A 15,804-nucleotide genomic window follows, 5' to 3' on the forward strand; every position below is an offset into this window, starting at 1 on the left:
AAAAATTTAGGCTAGATAACTACGAGATTTTCAAACTCCACGATTCTTGCGAACACATATATTATAATTATCCTAAAAAGGAAGGATAAACTATGAACTGATATAAAAAAAATGCAGATGAAAAATATTCGACAAGAATTAGAAAAAAGAATTTTAGTATTAGATGGTGCAATGGGTACCATGTTACAGCAATATAAATTTTCAGAAGAAGACTTTAGAGGAGAACGCTTTAAAGATTTTCACTTACCCTTAAAGGGAAATAATGATTTGTTGTCAATTACAAAACCAGTAGCCATAAAGGAGATTCATGCCAAGTTCCTAGAGGTGGGTGCAGATATTATTGAAACCAATACCTTTTCAGGAACTACCATTGCCATGGCAGATTATGATTTACAAGATATTGTATATGAACTTAATTTTGAATCAGCAAAAATTGCCAGAGAAGTTGCTGATGAATTTACAGAAAAAGAACCCCATAAACCAAGATTTGTAGCAGGTTCAATTGGACCCACAAATCGTACGGCAAGTATGTCTCCAGATGTGAATGATCCTTCTTTTAGGGCTGTAACTTTTGATGAATTACGTATTGCATATAAACAACAAGTGGGAGCTCTCATTGATGGTGGCGTAGATTTATTGTTGGTAGAGACCATCTTTGATACGTTAAATGCTAAAGCGGCATTATTTGCTATAGAGGAGGTAAAAGAGGAGAAAAACGTTGATATTCCAATTATGGTTTCGGGTACAATAACCGATGCTTCAGGTAGGACATTGTCTGGACAAACCGTTGAAGCTTTTTTAATATCAATCTCTCATATTCCAATTTTAAGTGTAGGGTTTAATTGTGCTTTAGGAGCAGATCAATTAAAACCCTATGTACAAAGATTATCTAGAATAACTCCCTTTCTAACGTCTGCTCACCCAAACGCGGGGTTGCCAAATGCTTTCGGTGAATATGACGAAACTCCTGAAGAAATGCAAGCCTTAATTGAGGGCTATCTAAAAGATAATTTAATCAATATTATTGGAGGATGTTGTGGTACAAATCCAGAGCATATTAGAGCGATTGCTGAGGTAGCAAAAAAATATAAACCAAGGAGCGTTTTAGAACAAACCTTATGATTTTAGAAGTAGCTATTTTACATATTAAAAAAGGATTGTCTAAAGATTTTGAGATTAGTTTTAACGAAGCTCAAAAAATAATAGCATCTAAAAATGGATATGTTTCTCATCAGCTTAAAAAATGTGTTGAGCAAGAAGATAAGTATATATTATTAGTAAACTGGAATACTATAGAAGATCACGAAGTTGGCTTTAGAAAATCACCAGAGTATCAAGATTGGAAAGCGTTATTACACCATTATTATGAGCCTTTTCCAATTGTAGAACATTATAAATAAATGAAAGACGAAAAGAAATATTTAACCTTATCTGGTTTAGAACCATTAATTCTAACACCAGAGAGTAATTTTGTAAATGTTGGTGAACGAACCAATGTTACAGGTTCTCGAAAATTCTTGAGGTTAATTAAAGAAGAAAAGTTTGATGAAGCCTTAAGTGTTGCTAGAGATCAAGTAGAAGGAGGTGCTCAAATTATCGATGTAAACATGGATGAGGGCATGTTAGATGGTGAACAGGCAATGGTGAAATTTTTACATCTTATTGCTTCAGAACCAGATATTGCTAGAGTTCCAGTGATGATTGATAGCTCAAAGTGGCACATTATAGAAGCCGGACTAAAAGTAGTACAGGGTAAAGGCGTTGTAAATTCTATTAGTTTAAAAGAAGGTGAAGAGCAATTTATTCATCATGCAAAATTAGTGAAACGCTATGGTGCAGCCGTAATAGTTATGGCATTTGATGAAGATGGACAAGCGGATACTTACGAAAGAAGAATTGAAATTTGTAAACGTTCTTACGATGTTTTGGTGGACAAAGTTGGTTTCCCAGCTCAAGATATTATTTTCGATCCAAATATTTTTCCAGTTGCCACTGGATTGGAAGAACACCGATTAAATGCACTTGACTTTTTTAAAGCTACTAAGTGGATTCGTGAAAATTTACCTCATGCCAACGTAAGTGGTGGAGTAAGTAATGTTTCTTTCTCGTTTAGAGGAAACAATCCTGTAAGAGAAGCGATTAATGCGGCTTTTTTGTACCATGCTATTCAACATGGAATGACAATGGGTATTGTAAATCCAACAATGTTAGAGGTTTATGACGATATTCCTAAAGATTTATTAGAACGTGTTGAAGATGTATTATTCGATAAACGTGACGATGCTACAGAACGATTATTAGAATTTGCAGAAACCGTAGTTGGAAAAGATAAGGTAGATGATGTTACGAAAAATCTATGGCGAAATGACCCGTTGCAAGATAGAATTACACATGCATTGGTTAAAGGAATTGATGCCTTTATCATTGAAGATGTAGAAGAAGCGAGACTAACTGCTGTAAGACCGATAGAAGTTATTGAAATTAATTTAATGACCGGAATGAATGTGGTCGGTGATCTTTTTGGTAGTGGGAAAATGTTTTTACCGCAAGTGGTAAAATCAGCACGAGTAATGAAAAAGGCAGTAGCCTATTTACAACCATTTATAGAAGCTGCAAAAGACCCTAAAGCTCCAAAAGAAGGAATAGGGAAAATTCTAATGGCTACTGTAAAGGGCGATGTACATGATATTGGTAAAAATATTGTTGCTGTTGTTTTAGCGTGTAACAATTATGATATTGTTGATTTAGGTGTGATGGTACCGCCAGAAAAAATTATTGCTGAGGCTATAAAACATAATGTGGATGCAATCGGTTTAAGTGGTCTAATTACACCATCTTTAGACGAGATGACGTTTCTGGCAGAAGAAATGGAAAAGAGCGGGATGACCATTCCTCTATTGATTGGTGGTGCCACAACATCAAAGGCTCATACGGTTGTCAAAATTTCGCCGAAGTATAATAATACAGTAGTGCATATTAATGATGCGTCAAGGGCAGTAACCGTTGTTGGTAACCTGTTAGACAAGAATAATGAGGCGTTTAAAAAACAAATCAGAGAAGAGTACGATAAATTTAGAGATAATTTTTTAAGTCGTATGAAAGCTAAAGAATACACCACCTTAGAAGTTGCAAGAGAACGGAAGTATAAAATAGACTGGAAACATACAACAATTACAACCCCGAAAAAATTAGGTGTTACAATTATTGAAGATTTTGATTTAAGTCTTTTGAAGGATTATATAGATTGGAGTCCCTTTTTTAGAAGTTGGGAACTTCATGGTAAATTTCCTGATATACTAACTGATGCTGTTGTGGGTGAGCAAGCCACGATAATTTATAAAGAAGCACAGATTTTATTACAACGTATTTTTGATGAAAAATTATTGGCTGGTAAAGCTATTTTTGGGTTGTTTCCTGCAAGTGCAATAAATGACGATGATATTGAAATTTATGATGAAAACGGTAACGCAGTAAACTCTTTTATTACGCTAAGGCAACAACTTAAAAGACGTCAGGGCATTCCAAGTTACGCGTTGGCTGATTTTATAGCCCCTAAAGAGAGCGGTAAACAAGATTATATTGGTTGTTTTGCCGTTACTACAGGTTTTGGTACCGATGAGATTGTTAAGGAATTTCAAGATAATTTAGATGATTATAATGCCATTATGGTAAAGGCATTAGCGGATAGGCTAGCAGAAGCTTTTGCAGAATATATACACGAAAAAGTTAGAACTGATTATTGGGGGTATGATGTAAATGAGCATTTATCTAACGAAGAGATGATAAAAGAAAGTTACAAAGGTATTCGACCGGCACCAGGCTATCCTGCATGTCCTGATCATCTTGAAAAGAGAACCATTTGGGAGTTGCTAAATGTGGAAGAAAATATTGGAATGCAACTTACAGATAGTCTTGCTATGTGGCCAGCTTCAAGTGTGTCTGGATATTATTTTGGTAATGAAGAGGCTAAGTATTTTGGTCTAGGAAAAATAAAAGAAGACCAATTAGAAAGCTATGCAAAACGTAGAAATATACCGCTTGATGAAGCAAGAAAATGGTTGAACCCGAATTTGGCAGAAGATTAAATACTATGAAATTTATTGAATTAAAGTTAGGAAGTCATATTGTTGTACATGGTTATGACAAAGAAAATAAAGAGATAACAGAAGAAGTTATTGTTGAAGGATTTTCAAGAAAATTGGTTGCACTTTCAAGAATTAAATCGGTAAGTGAAAAATATATATTAACCGATTATATAGATGGTCGATGGATTTATTGGGAATATGCTGGCACTTTAGAAGCCGTAAATGAATTACTAAAAAAATGAAAATAACAGAACACATAGCACAAGCAAAAGGAAAAACATTATTTTCTTTTGAAATTATCCCACCACAAAAGGGTAAAAATATTCAAGAGTTATATAATAATATAGATCCTTTGATGGAGTTTAAACCTCCTTTTATAGATGTTACAACGTCTAGAGAAGAATATATTTATATTGATAAAGATGGACTGTTAGATAGAAAAACGACTAGGATGCGTCCGGGAACCGTTGGTATTTGTGCTGCTATAAAACATAAATATAACGTTGATACAGTTCCGCATGTTTTATGTGGAGGTTTTACTAAAGAAGAAACGGAATATCTGTTGGTTGATTGTCATTATTTAGGTATTGAAAACGTTATGGCTCTTAGGGGAGATGCTATGAAACATGAGCAATATTTTAAGGCGACCAATGGTGGTCATACTTTTGCTACTGAATTGGTAAGCCAAATACAAAATCTAAATACAGGTAAGTATTTACATGATGTAATTGATGCAGATGATAAAGCAGATTTTTGTATCGGTGTAGCCGGTTATCCTGAAAAGCATTTGGAAGCTCCATCTTTAGTAACCGACTTAAAAAGGTTAAAGCAAAAAGTTGATGCTGGTGCAGATTATGTAGTAACCCAAATGTTTTTTGATAATAAAAAATATTTTGAGTTTGTTGCTGCAGCAAGAAAAGAAGGAATTATGGTACCTATAATACCAGGAATTAAACCTATTGCTGTAAAACGACATTTACAATTGTTGCCACAAGTGTTTAAAATTGATTTACCGGAAGAACTGATAAAAGAAGTTGAACAATGTAAAGATAATAAAGCCGTTAGACAAGTGGGTGTAGAGTATTGTATTCAACAGTCTAAGGAATTGTTAAAAGCTGGTGTGCCAGTATTGCATTATTACTCAATGGGTAAGTCAGATAACATTAAAGCGGTAGCTCAGGGTGTTTTTTAACTTATTTTGTAAGTAAATAAGTATTTTAGATACTAACATAAGCAAAAGCAATTATAGTTTATTCTATTTGGTAAAATAATTACTATTTTTGTAGTGTAAAAAATAATAACAATTATAAAAAAATAATATGGCAATAGAAGTTACAGATGCTACCTTTTTGGATGTAGTATTAAAATCAGAAAAACCTGTTTTAGTAGATTTTTGGGCAGCATGGTGTGGCCCTTGTAGAATGTTAGCTCCAACAGTAGAAGAATTAAGTACCGATTTTGAAGGCAAAGCAGTTGTTGTAAAAGTTGATGTAGATGCAAATCAAGAATTCGCGGCTAAATACGGTGTTAGAAATATACCTACTATCTTAATATTTAAAGGTGGTGAAGTGGTTGATAAGCAAGTTGGTGTAGCACCAAAAGCAACATACACTGAAAAATTAGAAGCTTTAGTTTAAAGAAAAGCTAGTAAAATTTTTAAAAAGGTTTGTTTCAGACGTAGTCCGATACAAACCTTTTTTTATGATATCTTGTGTCAATGTCAGTTAATGAAGCAAAAAATATAACCGGAATAAAGAACTTAGAGCTGCTTGCTAATCAAGTGGTAGAAGGTTTTATTACCGGTATACATAAAAGCCCATTTCATGGGTTTTCGGTCGAGTTTGCAGAACATCGCTTATATAATAAAGGAGAAAGTACGAAACATATAGACTGGAAATTATTTGCAAAAACGGATAAGCTATTTGTAAAAAGGTACGAAGAAGAAACAAATTTAAGATGTCAGCTGATTATAGATAATTCAGCTTCGATGCATTATCCTCAATTGAAAAATTCAGGATTAAAGCAATTGAATAAAATTGGGTTTTCAGTGGTAGCTTCAGCGGCCTTATTAGAGATTCTAAAGCGTCAACGTGATGCTTATGGGTTAAGTGTCTATTCTGATGTAAATGAATATTACGCTCCAGCTAAGGGGAGTGAACGCCATAGGCGAATGTTATTGAATCAGCTCGAATTATTACTTGAGCAAGAGGCAAAGACCAAAACAAAGACATTTACAGCATTGCATGAAATTGCAGACAAAATTCATAGACGCTCTTTAATTTTCTTATTTACTGACATGTTTCAGTCAGATATAGAAGAAGAGAGTTTATTCGAAGCATTACGTCATTTAAAGTATAATAAGCACGAAGTAGTACTGTTTCATACGTTTGACGGTAAAAAGGAGCTAGATTTCGATTTTAGTAATACTCCAAAAAGATTTGTTGATGTAGAAACAGGTGAACATATTAATTTATATGCTGATACCGTAAAGGAAGGGTATAAGGATATTGTCGAAAAGTATTTTAATAACTTGAAAATGAAATGTATGCAATATAAAATTGACTATGTTCCAGTAGATATTAATGAAGGTTTTGAGCAGGTTCTTACTACGTATTTAGTCAGTAGGAAAAAATTTTTATAATAATTTTGTAAAAACATTTTGCTATTAAAAAAAACAACTTATATTTGCACTCGCTTTAAGCAACGGTCTGGTAGTTCAGCTGGTTAGAATGCCGCCCTGTCACGGCGGAGGTCGCGGGTTCGAATCCCGTCCAGACCGCTAAAATTTCTAAAGTTCGAGAAATTTTAACGACGTTGTGTTGTTTTTAGTAGTTTACATATAAAACTACTCTAACTGAATAAGTTAGTCGATGAAAAGCTTCCCAAATCGGGATGCTTTTTTGTTTTATAGAGGTTTTGTAAAACATTCAATTTTCATTTATATGGAGATTGTAAAACATAAATTTCTGATAATCTTTGAAGTCTTCTTACTGAAATAACTTATTCTGTTATCTTTTTTTACTAAACATAAATTCTTAAATTTGGTTTAATAAATTAGGTATGAATCAATATTGTGTATATTCAATTAATTATCCAGGTATTTTTAGTCTAAAACCTAATATTTGGTTTAAATTTTCCAATAAAATTGGAAGTTTTGCATTTTTTGTTAATGAGCCAAGAAAAGGATTAGTTATTAATGATCCAAACAATTCTATAGTTTGGGACAAGAAAGAGTCTAAATTAAAGAAAAGGATAGAAAAAATTGAAAAAGATAATCTTATTTTGGAACCAGTATTTAAAAGTGGAAATACTGGTTTTCTTTCAATAATTGAAAGAGATTTTGAAAGTGGCAGAAGTTTCTTTGAAAAGGGAAGTACTAGACTTATTTTATTAATAGAAGAGTCTTGGGATATTGATAATTCTGCAAAAATTAAAGAATGTTTGAACTTTATATTTGTTATATATAATTCTAATATAATTAATAGCGTAATTCTTCCAATAGATGGTCATTATTTAAACGAATCAATTATAATTTTTGAATCTAAATTGGAATTTGATATGGACTTTGATGAATTGATAGAGAGCCGTCCTGAACTAAATCTAACATTTGTTGCTAAGGAGACTAGATTCGCAATGTCTAAATATGGAATAACGCTATCAGAGGTTCCAAAAATTGAAAAAAGTGATGGATTAAATCAAATTTCAGAGGAATATTTTGATGTATTTGAGCTTTACTCATTAGGATTAGTACAATTAAACTATTTTGGTAATTATAAATTGGCTTTATTGGAATGTTTTGTTGCGGTTGAAATGTTGGTTACACGTATTACTGATAAAGTAAAGAAATCTAGGGGTATTTCAAATAGGAAAATTAATGATAATAAAAAATCCGTTGACCTTTCATATAAAATGGATATTGAATTAAAACTATTTTTTAAATTTAATAAAATTGAAGAATCTTTATTAGGACAAATGACTCGAGCTAGAAGCCTTAGGAATAATGTAATGCATGAAAATACTTCAGTTGATGAAAAAGAGGTGAGAGATTTAATAGTACATATCAATAAATTTATTTTTATGTTGGTTAAAAAAGAAACTATAAGTCAAAAATAAATAATTCAATTTTTTTAAATTATTATAAAAGCTTCCCAAATCGGGATGCTTTTTTGTTTTATAGCCATTTTTCTTCCTATTTTAAAGTGGCATTGTTTTGTTCACTAGGGTTAAGCACAATTATTTGCCAAATTTTTCTTTCACTTGGTTGTATTGAAGTGTTAAATTATGTTGGATTTGCATAAACAGTATCATAAAACCCTAAAATTTACGTTATAAGCACTAAACCTTTTTGAAATCTAAGGTGATTGTTAATTTGCACCCGTAAACATAATCACATTGAAAAAATATATTCCAGTACTATTAATAGCCCTAATAGTTGTTTTGAGCAGCTTTATGCTAGGTGCTAAGCCTGAATCTGCAAAGAAAGAAACAATTGAGCCTGTAGTAGTATTAGCGACTCCTATTGAAAAGGAAAGTTCCCTGTTAATTGAACACTATCCTCAAGTAGCAACAAAAAAAGTAAGTCATAAATTAGATTCTTTATTACAGCGTATTAATAAAAGGCAAGATTTTAATGGATCATTGTTAGTAGCAAAGCATGGGAAAATATTGTATGACAATTATGTCGGTTATGCAGATTTTAATAAGAAAGCACCAGTAAATGAAGCTTCTATATTTCAATTAGCCTCAGTCAGTAAACAATTCACTGCAGCAGCTATAATGTTATTGTTTGAACGGAATCAAATTCAACTTACAGATACTGTAAATAAGTATTTTCCTCATTTTCCTTATGAAAATATAACAATTAAAAACCTTCTAAATCATACGTCTGGCTTGCCGAGGTATTTTTGGGTTGCAGAGCATGAATGGAATCATAAAAAAGCACCAACGAATAGTGAAATGATGGAATTACTTGAATCAAGTAAAGCTCAACGATATTTTAAACCAGGACGGAATTTTGATTACTCTAATACAGGTTATTTTGTATTGGCATCTATAGTTGAAAAAGTTTCTGGTAAAAGTTTTAGTGCATTTGTGAAAAAGAATATTTTTGAACCATTAGAGATGAACGATTCTTTTGTCCTTAGTTCTGAAAATGATGCTACTATAGAAAATCATTTAGACGGTTATAGGGTATATAGAGGTTATAAACATCTAAAAATTAATACTACAGTTAATGATGCTATTGTAGGTGATAAAAATGTTTATTCTTCCAGTATAGATTTACTGAAGTGGACACTTGGCTTAAATAGTGGAAAACTACTTTCAAAAGAATCCGTAAACCTAATGTATTCTAAAGGAGAAACAATTTCCGGAAAGAAAATTCCTTACGGTTTTGGCTTAAGAATAAACACTGAAGATCCAAATATAATTTATCATTATGGTAAATGGAATGGGTTTAGTACGGGACTTACCCAGTATCAAAAAGACGATTTGGTAGTCATTATTCTAGAACATACCAGTTACAGAGCTATGTCATCGTTGAATAAAAAAGTAAAGACAATTATTTCAGAAAATTTCCATTCTTAAGGCTCAATGTTCTAGTTATTTCGATTTCATGAGCTTTTTTAGACCTGAGTAAGATGTTATCTTGTATTGTGATTTCTTAAAGTTAAAGTTGATCTTCATCAATTGTGTTTTCTAATCGATCAATAAATAATTTCTTTCCTGTATTGTCAATCATTCCATACAATCGATGTGATAAATTATCTCCTTTTGAAAGTATAATATAATCACCAGGCGTGGAAATAGAAGAAGAGGTATTGGCTGTTGCAGGGTAAATACTTTTCCAGTTTTTTTAAGCCACACCAAATTTGAAATTAATTATACTTACTTATTTATAGTTGTAATTAACTTCATGAATATTATTCAATTTAGAAAGTGCTTTTAAAAGTAATCAGTTTTCTGAAAGAAGTGAATTTTGATACAGAGCATACGTGTTGCTAAAAAGTACTAAAATTGAGATGATTAAAAATCTTTTTATTTCGTATGCTTAAACAAGAATAATAGACCTATTGCATAAAGTGGAGTAAGAGCATACCATTTATATTCACGAAGTTTATAAGAATAACTTTGAAAGTACTGTTCTTTGAGTTGATTAAGATTTGTATAAAAGGCTTCACTAAAAGAAACAGCATCACTTTTTGTTTTTATAGCAGAATATTTAGCTTTTACCTGTTGTACTCTAACATCTTTTTCACTATTACTAGCATAAAAGTCTATAGCTGCAAACCATCGTAAAGTGGGTTCAACTGATTTCATTTTTGCATCCATTTCTAATGAATCAACCTGGTTACCAAAAGACTGTTCAAAAAAGCGACCAATTTCAAAATCGTAGTTGTCGTATTTTTTAGTTTTGTTGTGGATACTGTTCGTCCATAAATAAAAACCTAAATTTATAGTTAGTAATGTAATCAATAAATATATTGCTTTCCGTTTATTTTTCATAATAGGTACCTAAAGAATCAAATTGTATTCAATGTATGGTTATTACTCCAGAGCCTTCTACTCGTGTGTTATATTTTTATAATTTCTATTACTTTATTTTAGAAGTAAATAACGTCATTACATAGACGATTAAATTTTAATACATTTCTAAAGTGATAACCATTTCTGTAGTTAAATATGCTATGTATTGAATTATTATCACAGCTTTTACCTCCTATTAAAAAATGATAATTTCCGTTATTATAAAGTAGGTCTTATTAAAAATTATAATATAAATGATCTTTCCATTGGTCAATGCCTAATAAATTCCATTTTTCTTGTTGGTAATATGCTATGTTATTTTCAAGCTTACGGATATTGTCTTTGACAGGTACTTTCTTTTTTGAAAATAGTTTAACGAGTATTCTACCTACAAAGTCATTATTATCTTTAAGATTTTTTAAATAATTTTTTTGGCTGGTAAGCTTTTCTTCAATTTCTAAAACAGCTTTATAAAATGATGTAATTTCAACATCTATATTTTTTATATTACTGTAAAGTCTAATGTTTTGATCGTAAATATCATCATCCTCCATGTCGTATATTTCTCCAGCTTCTAAAAGTCCGTAATGTTGCGTGCCAGATAGTGAATTTCTTGCCTCTTCAATTTTTTTATTAAGAACACTTTCATCAAATAGTCTCTTTGTTTTGAGGGTTTCTAAAAAATCGAATAATTTACTTTTACCTTTTTCTAAATTACCTGTTAAGGCTATCATTTGCTTATTGTCCCAAATTATAGAATTACACATTTGAACATCTTCACTGATTAGTATTTTATAAGCTAACGGAATATAATACTCGCTTTCTGATACACCACAAATGTTTTTTTGAGTTGTTTTTTCTAGTTTGCCTTGGTTGTAATTAAGGGAATATAAATAACTTCTATTTGCCATATTATTGATGAATTACCTCTTTTAACTTTTCGGGTAAGGGTATGTTATGTAGTATATGAAACACCACTGTTTTATCTTGTGTTTTAGATTGCTTTTACTCAAAAGTATAGCATCATAACACTATAAAAAGGGGGGAATTTATATTTGAGTGGTAGTAAACAATATTCGTGTGTTTTTTTAATGATTTACATCGTCCAAAGGTTAAATTTACCTACTGTGGCATTTGGATTTTCAATTTTAAGTTCTTTTAAAAATTGTGTAAAATTTTTATTCCATAAAGTAAAGTTGTGCCTGAATTTAAATTCAACTTGTTCATTGTTGTGCAGTGCAATTAATTTCCAGATTCTTCTATTGTTTACTTTAAGCATTGTGTGTTTAAGCTCAATAATATCATTAAAAGGTATGGAAATAGCTTTTTGTTCATTATTGAGTATATAAAAAACACCATTATAATAATAGTGGTTTTTAGTCGATATTTTTTTTAAGTAGCTGAAGTCAGTGTTAAGGTCTTCTGAAAATTCAATAGTATTTGTTTGCTTCTTCTCATTTAAAAAGAAGAAGAATATATAACCTGCCATCATTAAAATGAAAAGGAGCGTAAGTAAAACGATACTCCAAAAAGGCATGCCGTTTAGTAAAATAACTAGTAACAACAGTCCGAAAACTAAGGTAAAAAGAACAAGCTTTATAATCTTAGGTTTCATTATTTTTTTATTAATTCTCCTTTGTAATTATAGCTTGTTTTACCATAATCAAAACTATAGATTCTTTTTTCTTGATCGTCCTTTTTAAGAAAGTCAATATCATCTTCCTTGGTGTCAAATAACACCTTTCCATTCAAATCAATAAATTTATAAGTTCCATTGAATTGGACAGCAGTGATACCATCTTCAAAATCTTCAGCATCACTGTATTTAAATGGAATTACCATTTTGCCTTTACTATTCATGAAACCAATCTTTGAATTGGCATTACTTACTATAATTCTGTCATCAGATAGGTTATCAGAAATTTTTGTAACACCAGTTAATAGGGTTGCATTAGCGTTCTCATCTAAAATATAGTATTTGTCATCGTCAGTAATTCCGAATAATAAATCGCCAACTTCTCTCATAAGCCAATATGATTTTGAACCTATCGGTTTGTTATCAGAAGTAAAAAGAGTATAATGTTCATTTTCTTGTTCGGGTAGTATTCCGACAAGTCCATTATTAAATACTTTTACGTCATAAACTAATAATGTGTCTAATCGTTTTTCGGCTCTATTTAAATAATAAAAGTAATTATAATCTTCATAAAAATTGCCGCCTGTATTTTCTAAGCCGTCTGATCCTTTTATTGTTATTTGTGGTTCACCTTTGCTGTTTAAAAACACGGTTGCATCTTCAGTTTCCATTGCAAATAAATCGTCGGTTTCTTTAAAGGGTTTATAGTTGCGAGCGGTAAATAATGTTTCACGATTTTCAGAGTCATTTTCGAAATATAATTTAATAGATTTTACATTTCCATGATAATAATATTGTCTGTGAAAAATACCATCATTATCGTTAAAGAAATCCAAGTTGGATAAATTATTTTTTAAATACTCTTGAAATTCAGCTGTGTTTTCAAAATCATCATCGTTTAATTTTTCCTGTAATTTTTTAAAATATCCTAACATTTCTGTAAATACGGACTTCATTTCGCCAGGTGCTATTCCATTATTTGAATATCCACTTCTATCTAATACTTTTCCTTCTGCATTATAACCTTGTATTCTCACAGGAGAATCAATAGTATCACTTAGAGTAAAATAGATGTAATTGCCTTCTGCTTTTACCAAGGTAATTTCGCCGCCTTTAAAAGTAACCTTAGGTTTGTCTAAAGAGACTTCAACAACATCGTAATCTTTTACATAATTAAGGTTATAAGTAATGTCTATACTGTCTATTGGTTTTACTTTTCCCCAAGCTTCATCAAAGGTAAAGTCTACTTCGTAATCTGCGATACTATCTGTTCGTATTTCACCATCATGATAGTAAATTTTATTAGGAATAAATTTTTGAGAAACGCCTTCTCCAAGATTTATAGGTTTCGATGAGTCTGAATTGTTTTTAGTAAATTCTAATTGACTTTCATAGTCTTCAAAAGTTTGCACAAATACAATATCATTAAATTGATAAAGAGCTTTACTAATTCCTGTAGTATCTATTTTGAACGCTTCTTCATACTTTTCATCTTCTTTCACAATTACTTCTATTTCATTGGAAAATGAATTCTCAAAGAATTTAGAAATTGATTCAAATTGTTTAACGTTACTATTCATTTCCTCCTTAATTTCTTCTATTGATTTATCATCTAGCTTTGATATAAATTCATTTAATTCAGGGTTGTCATTTGGTTGTGAATTGTCACAACTTATTACAGTTAAAAGTGCTGTAATTAGATATATAAGTTTTTTCATTATCTGATTATTTTGAGTTCGTTAGATCCTTTTGGTTGATATAAATAATGGTTTAATGTAAAATCATGGCCTTTACCAGTGAAAATGATCATATCTGATTTATCCTTGGCATATGTATAAATTAATTTTCCGCCACTATTAAATTCAATATCAAAATCATTTGCTACAGTATATTTATAGCAATATAATTGAACAGACAAATAGGTTTCCCATTCACTACGTGCAGGTTCAAAATTAGTATCAAAATCTAATTGCTGCATTTCAAAATCTTTTTGATAGAATATATCGTTAAGAGCTTGCTCATCTTTCGCCAACATAGCTTTACCTAATTTATCATATAAGGCAATTACTTTATCTTTCAACCTTTCGTCGTTTCTTAAGTCAGCACCATCGGTCCATGCTTTAGGATAGTAAGGTAATGTAGAATTAAAATCTGTTTGAAATACAATAGGTGTACTACCTTTTAAAGCTGTTTTTTCTATTGCTTCAATAATTTCTTCATTTTCATTATTTACGATAGCAGCTGTAAAATAAGCCTGTTCATTAAAAGCTTTTGCACCATCTTTTTGACGAGGTTTAACGATTATTTTTATTGATGAGTCTGGTCCAACAATATAATTGTTTAAATTAAATTCTGTTTCATTAGAAGACTCAGTAATTATAATGTCGTTTACAATTATGTCATATACGCAATCATAAGATCTTGTGTTTAATACGTATTTAGCTTGGTTGTCAAAGGTTTTTATTTCTTTATGGATGTTTGCTAATGGGATCGTATAAATGGGTTTATAATTGATAGTTAATTCAGCATAATCTTTATCTCCAAAGGCTGCTAAATGTTTGCCATTTACCAAGTTAATTTTAAGTGTTTTATCTTCAGTTTCGTCTTTCCACCCAAATTCAAGACGGTCACTGTAGCTGTCAGTTAAATTTATTAATCCATTATTGGCTTCAATTGCTTCCAGTAAATTTTTAGCAGAAAAATTAAGGGTATCCGTTGTCAGTAATGTGTAATTATCAGTAATTAATGCTTCCTTTATAGGTACTCCAGCATAGTGCATTCCTTTTATGGTAATTTGTTCAAAACTAGAAGTACTGTCAATGTCTTCATCTTCATTTTCTAGTTGTATTTTTGCAATTAGGCCTTTTGTATCTGCGTGAGATTTAATTTTGGAAAAGTCGTATTTAAGTGCATCTTTACCACACGAGGTAATGGAAATGCTGGCTAATAATACTATATAAAAGATAACGTTTTTCATTGATTGAAATTTTGTGTTTTATTGTTATTGAATGAGTGTGACTACCAGTTCGTCAAATTCAGTAAATATTCCTTCTTCTGTCTTAATTCTTAGTGTAGTATTAACTTTATCAGTTTTCCATTCGTAAAAAATAGAACTACTTCTTTCGTTTATTTCAGGCTCACCATACAATTCAATTAACTTCGTTTTAATGTTGTTATAATCTGATTTTTCATTAAAGAGTTTCATAGTCATTGTTCTGCCACCCCAATTGTTTTCAAAACTTACTTTATCAACAATTATGTCATAGAATCTTAAAAAGCGTTCATCACTAAACTCAATTTGACTGTATTCTTCCTTAAACGGGATGCCCTTAAAATGAGTTTTAATATCAGTTTCGAAGGTGATGTCTTCTAAATTTTTTACAAGTCCTTTGTAGTCAATTTGGGCGTAGCCACAAAGGGTTATAAATAATAGGATTATGGTTAGTTTTTTCATAAGTTTTTTACGGGTTAGCTGTTCTTTTAGTAATTCAACACTACAAACATATTACTATTTAAAATTGGTTAAAATTGCTAATATATATTCGTAGTAGTTTGGTA

The 15,804-nt window shown here is 30.9% G+C and carries 15 protein-coding genes and 1 tRNA gene; 10 read left to right on the top strand and 6 right to left on the bottom strand.

What is annotated here, in order from left to right; all coding sequences use genetic code 11:
- The first annotated feature begins 117 nt into the window (after positions 1–117).
- From JBL43_RS11185 to JBL43_RS11230, 10 genes are all read left to right on the top strand, one after another.
- A complete protein-coding gene (locus JBL43_RS11185; RefSeq protein ID WP_198841530.1) occupies positions 118–1,122 on the top strand; it encodes a homocysteine S-methyltransferase family protein in 1,005 nt (334 codons plus the stop codon).
- Positions 1,119–1,400 carry an antibiotic biosynthesis monooxygenase family protein gene (locus JBL43_RS11190; protein ID WP_138951482.1) on the top strand — a complete coding sequence of 94 codons (282 nt, stop codon included), beginning with the start codon at positions 1,119–1,121 and terminating at the stop codon, positions 1,398–1,400. Before JBL43_RS11185 ends, JBL43_RS11190 begins: the two co-directional genes overlap by 4 nt.
- The gene (metH, locus tag JBL43_RS11195) at positions 1,401–4,085 is read left to right on the top strand and encodes a methionine synthase (protein ID WP_198841531.1); all 2,685 of its coding nucleotides are present in this window, start codon (positions 1,401–1,403) and stop codon (positions 4,083–4,085) included.
- A 5-nt stretch (positions 4,086–4,090) separates the two neighbouring features.
- On the top strand, positions 4,091–4,327 hold the full coding sequence (locus tag JBL43_RS11200) for a hypothetical protein (protein WP_198841532.1): 237 nt from the start codon (positions 4,091–4,093) through the stop codon (positions 4,325–4,327).
- Positions 4,324–5,277, top strand: a complete 954-nt coding sequence (gene metF, locus JBL43_RS11205) for a methylenetetrahydrofolate reductase [NAD(P)H] (protein ID WP_198841533.1) — start codon at positions 4,324–4,326, stop codon at positions 5,275–5,277. The genes JBL43_RS11200 and metF overlap by 4 nt, the downstream gene beginning before the upstream one ends.
- A 127-nt stretch (positions 5,278–5,404) precedes the next feature.
- Complete coding sequence (gene trxA, locus JBL43_RS11210; RefSeq protein WP_138951474.1) at positions 5,405–5,722, top strand: thioredoxin; 318 nt, start codon at positions 5,405–5,407, stop codon at positions 5,720–5,722.
- Between the two features lie 80 nt (positions 5,723–5,802).
- Positions 5,803–6,726, top strand: coding sequence for a DUF58 domain-containing protein (locus JBL43_RS11215; RefSeq protein WP_198841534.1), 924 nt, complete (start codon positions 5,803–5,805; stop codon positions 6,724–6,726).
- Between the two features lie 64 nt (positions 6,727–6,790).
- A tRNA-Asp gene (locus JBL43_RS11220) sits at positions 6,791–6,864 on the top strand.
- A gap of 281 nt (positions 6,865–7,145) precedes the next feature.
- Positions 7,146–8,198, top strand: a complete 1,053-nt coding sequence (locus tag JBL43_RS11225) for a hypothetical protein (protein ID WP_198841535.1) — start codon at positions 7,146–7,148, stop codon at positions 8,196–8,198.
- 279 nt (positions 8,199–8,477) lie between these two features.
- A complete protein-coding gene (locus JBL43_RS11230; RefSeq protein WP_233098762.1) occupies positions 8,478–9,671 on the top strand; it encodes a serine hydrolase domain-containing protein in 1,194 nt (397 codons plus the stop codon).
- A gap of 450 nt (positions 9,672–10,121) precedes the next feature.
- Here the strand turns inward: JBL43_RS11230 and JBL43_RS11235 are convergent, their stop codons facing one another.
- The 6 genes from JBL43_RS11235 to JBL43_RS11260 all read right to left on the bottom strand — a co-directional run bounded on the left by JBL43_RS11235 (position 10,122) and on the right by JBL43_RS11260 (position 15,700).
- Entirely contained in the window at positions 10,122–10,589 is a 468-nt protein-coding gene (locus JBL43_RS11235; protein WP_198841536.1) for a hypothetical protein, read from the bottom strand.
- A gap of 257 nt (positions 10,590–10,846) precedes the next feature.
- A complete protein-coding gene (locus JBL43_RS11240) occupies positions 10,847–11,521 on the bottom strand; it encodes a DUF7822 domain-containing protein (RefSeq protein ID WP_198841537.1) in 675 nt (224 codons plus the stop codon).
- 185 nt (positions 11,522–11,706) lie between these two features.
- Complete coding sequence (locus tag JBL43_RS11245; protein WP_198841538.1) at positions 11,707–12,225, bottom strand: hypothetical protein; 519 nt, start codon at positions 12,223–12,225, stop codon at positions 11,707–11,709.
- Complete coding sequence (locus JBL43_RS11250; RefSeq protein WP_198841539.1) at positions 12,225–13,964, bottom strand: WG repeat-containing protein; 1,740 nt, start codon at positions 13,962–13,964, stop codon at positions 12,225–12,227. The genes JBL43_RS11245 and JBL43_RS11250 overlap by 1 nt, the downstream gene beginning before the upstream one ends.
- A complete protein-coding gene (locus JBL43_RS11255) occupies positions 13,964–15,223 on the bottom strand; it encodes a hypothetical protein (protein WP_198841540.1) in 1,260 nt (419 codons plus the stop codon). Before JBL43_RS11255 ends, JBL43_RS11250 begins: the two co-directional genes overlap by 1 nt.
- Before the next feature lie 24 nt (positions 15,224–15,247).
- Positions 15,248–15,700, bottom strand: a complete 453-nt coding sequence (locus JBL43_RS11260) for a hypothetical protein (protein WP_198841541.1) — start codon at positions 15,698–15,700, stop codon at positions 15,248–15,250.
- Positions 15,701–15,804: the final 104 nt, after the last annotated feature.

Source organism: Aureibaculum flavum, assembly GCF_016406085.1.
Classification (GTDB): Bacteria; Bacteroidota; Bacteroidia; order Flavobacteriales; family Flavobacteriaceae; genus Aureibaculum; species Aureibaculum flavum.

Bases quoted from the DNA above. Each gene is read 5' to 3' on its own strand.
- JBL43_RS11185 (WP_198841530.1), top strand. From the start codon at position 118: ATGAAAAATATTCGACAAGAATTAGAAAAAAGAATTTTAGTATTAGAT.
- JBL43_RS11190 (WP_138951482.1), top strand. From the start codon at position 1,119: ATGATTTTAGAAGTAGCTATTTTACATATTAAAAAAGGATTGTCTAAA.
- metH (WP_198841531.1), top strand. From the start codon at position 1,401: ATGAAAGACGAAAAGAAATATTTAACCTTATCTGGTTTAGAACCATTA.
- JBL43_RS11200 (WP_198841532.1), top strand. From the start codon at position 4,091: ATGAAATTTATTGAATTAAAGTTAGGAAGTCATATTGTTGTACATGGT.
- metF (WP_198841533.1), top strand. From the start codon at position 4,324: ATGAAAATAACAGAACACATAGCACAAGCAAAAGGAAAAACATTATTT.
- trxA (WP_138951474.1), top strand. From the start codon at position 5,405: ATGGCAATAGAAGTTACAGATGCTACCTTTTTGGATGTAGTATTAAAA.
- JBL43_RS11215 (WP_198841534.1), top strand. From the start codon at position 5,803: ATGTCAGTTAATGAAGCAAAAAATATAACCGGAATAAAGAACTTAGAG.
- JBL43_RS11225 (WP_198841535.1), top strand. From the start codon at position 7,146: ATGAATCAATATTGTGTATATTCAATTAATTATCCAGGTATTTTTAGT.
- JBL43_RS11235 (WP_198841536.1), bottom strand. From the start codon at position 10,589: ATGAAAAATAAACGGAAAGCAATATATTTATTGATTACATTACTAACT.
- JBL43_RS11240 (WP_198841537.1), bottom strand. From the start codon at position 11,521: ATGGCAAATAGAAGTTATTTATATTCCCTTAATTACAACCAAGGCAAA.
- JBL43_RS11245 (WP_198841538.1), bottom strand. From the start codon at position 12,225: ATGAAACCTAAGATTATAAAGCTTGTTCTTTTTACCTTAGTTTTCGGA.
- JBL43_RS11250 (WP_198841539.1), bottom strand. From the start codon at position 13,964: ATGAAAAAACTTATATATCTAATTACAGCACTTTTAACTGTAATAAGT.
- JBL43_RS11255 (WP_198841540.1), bottom strand. From the start codon at position 15,223: ATGAAAAACGTTATCTTTTATATAGTATTATTAGCCAGCATTTCCATT.
- JBL43_RS11260 (WP_198841541.1), bottom strand. From the start codon at position 15,700: ATGAAAAAACTAACCATAATCCTATTATTTATAACCCTTTGTGGCTAC.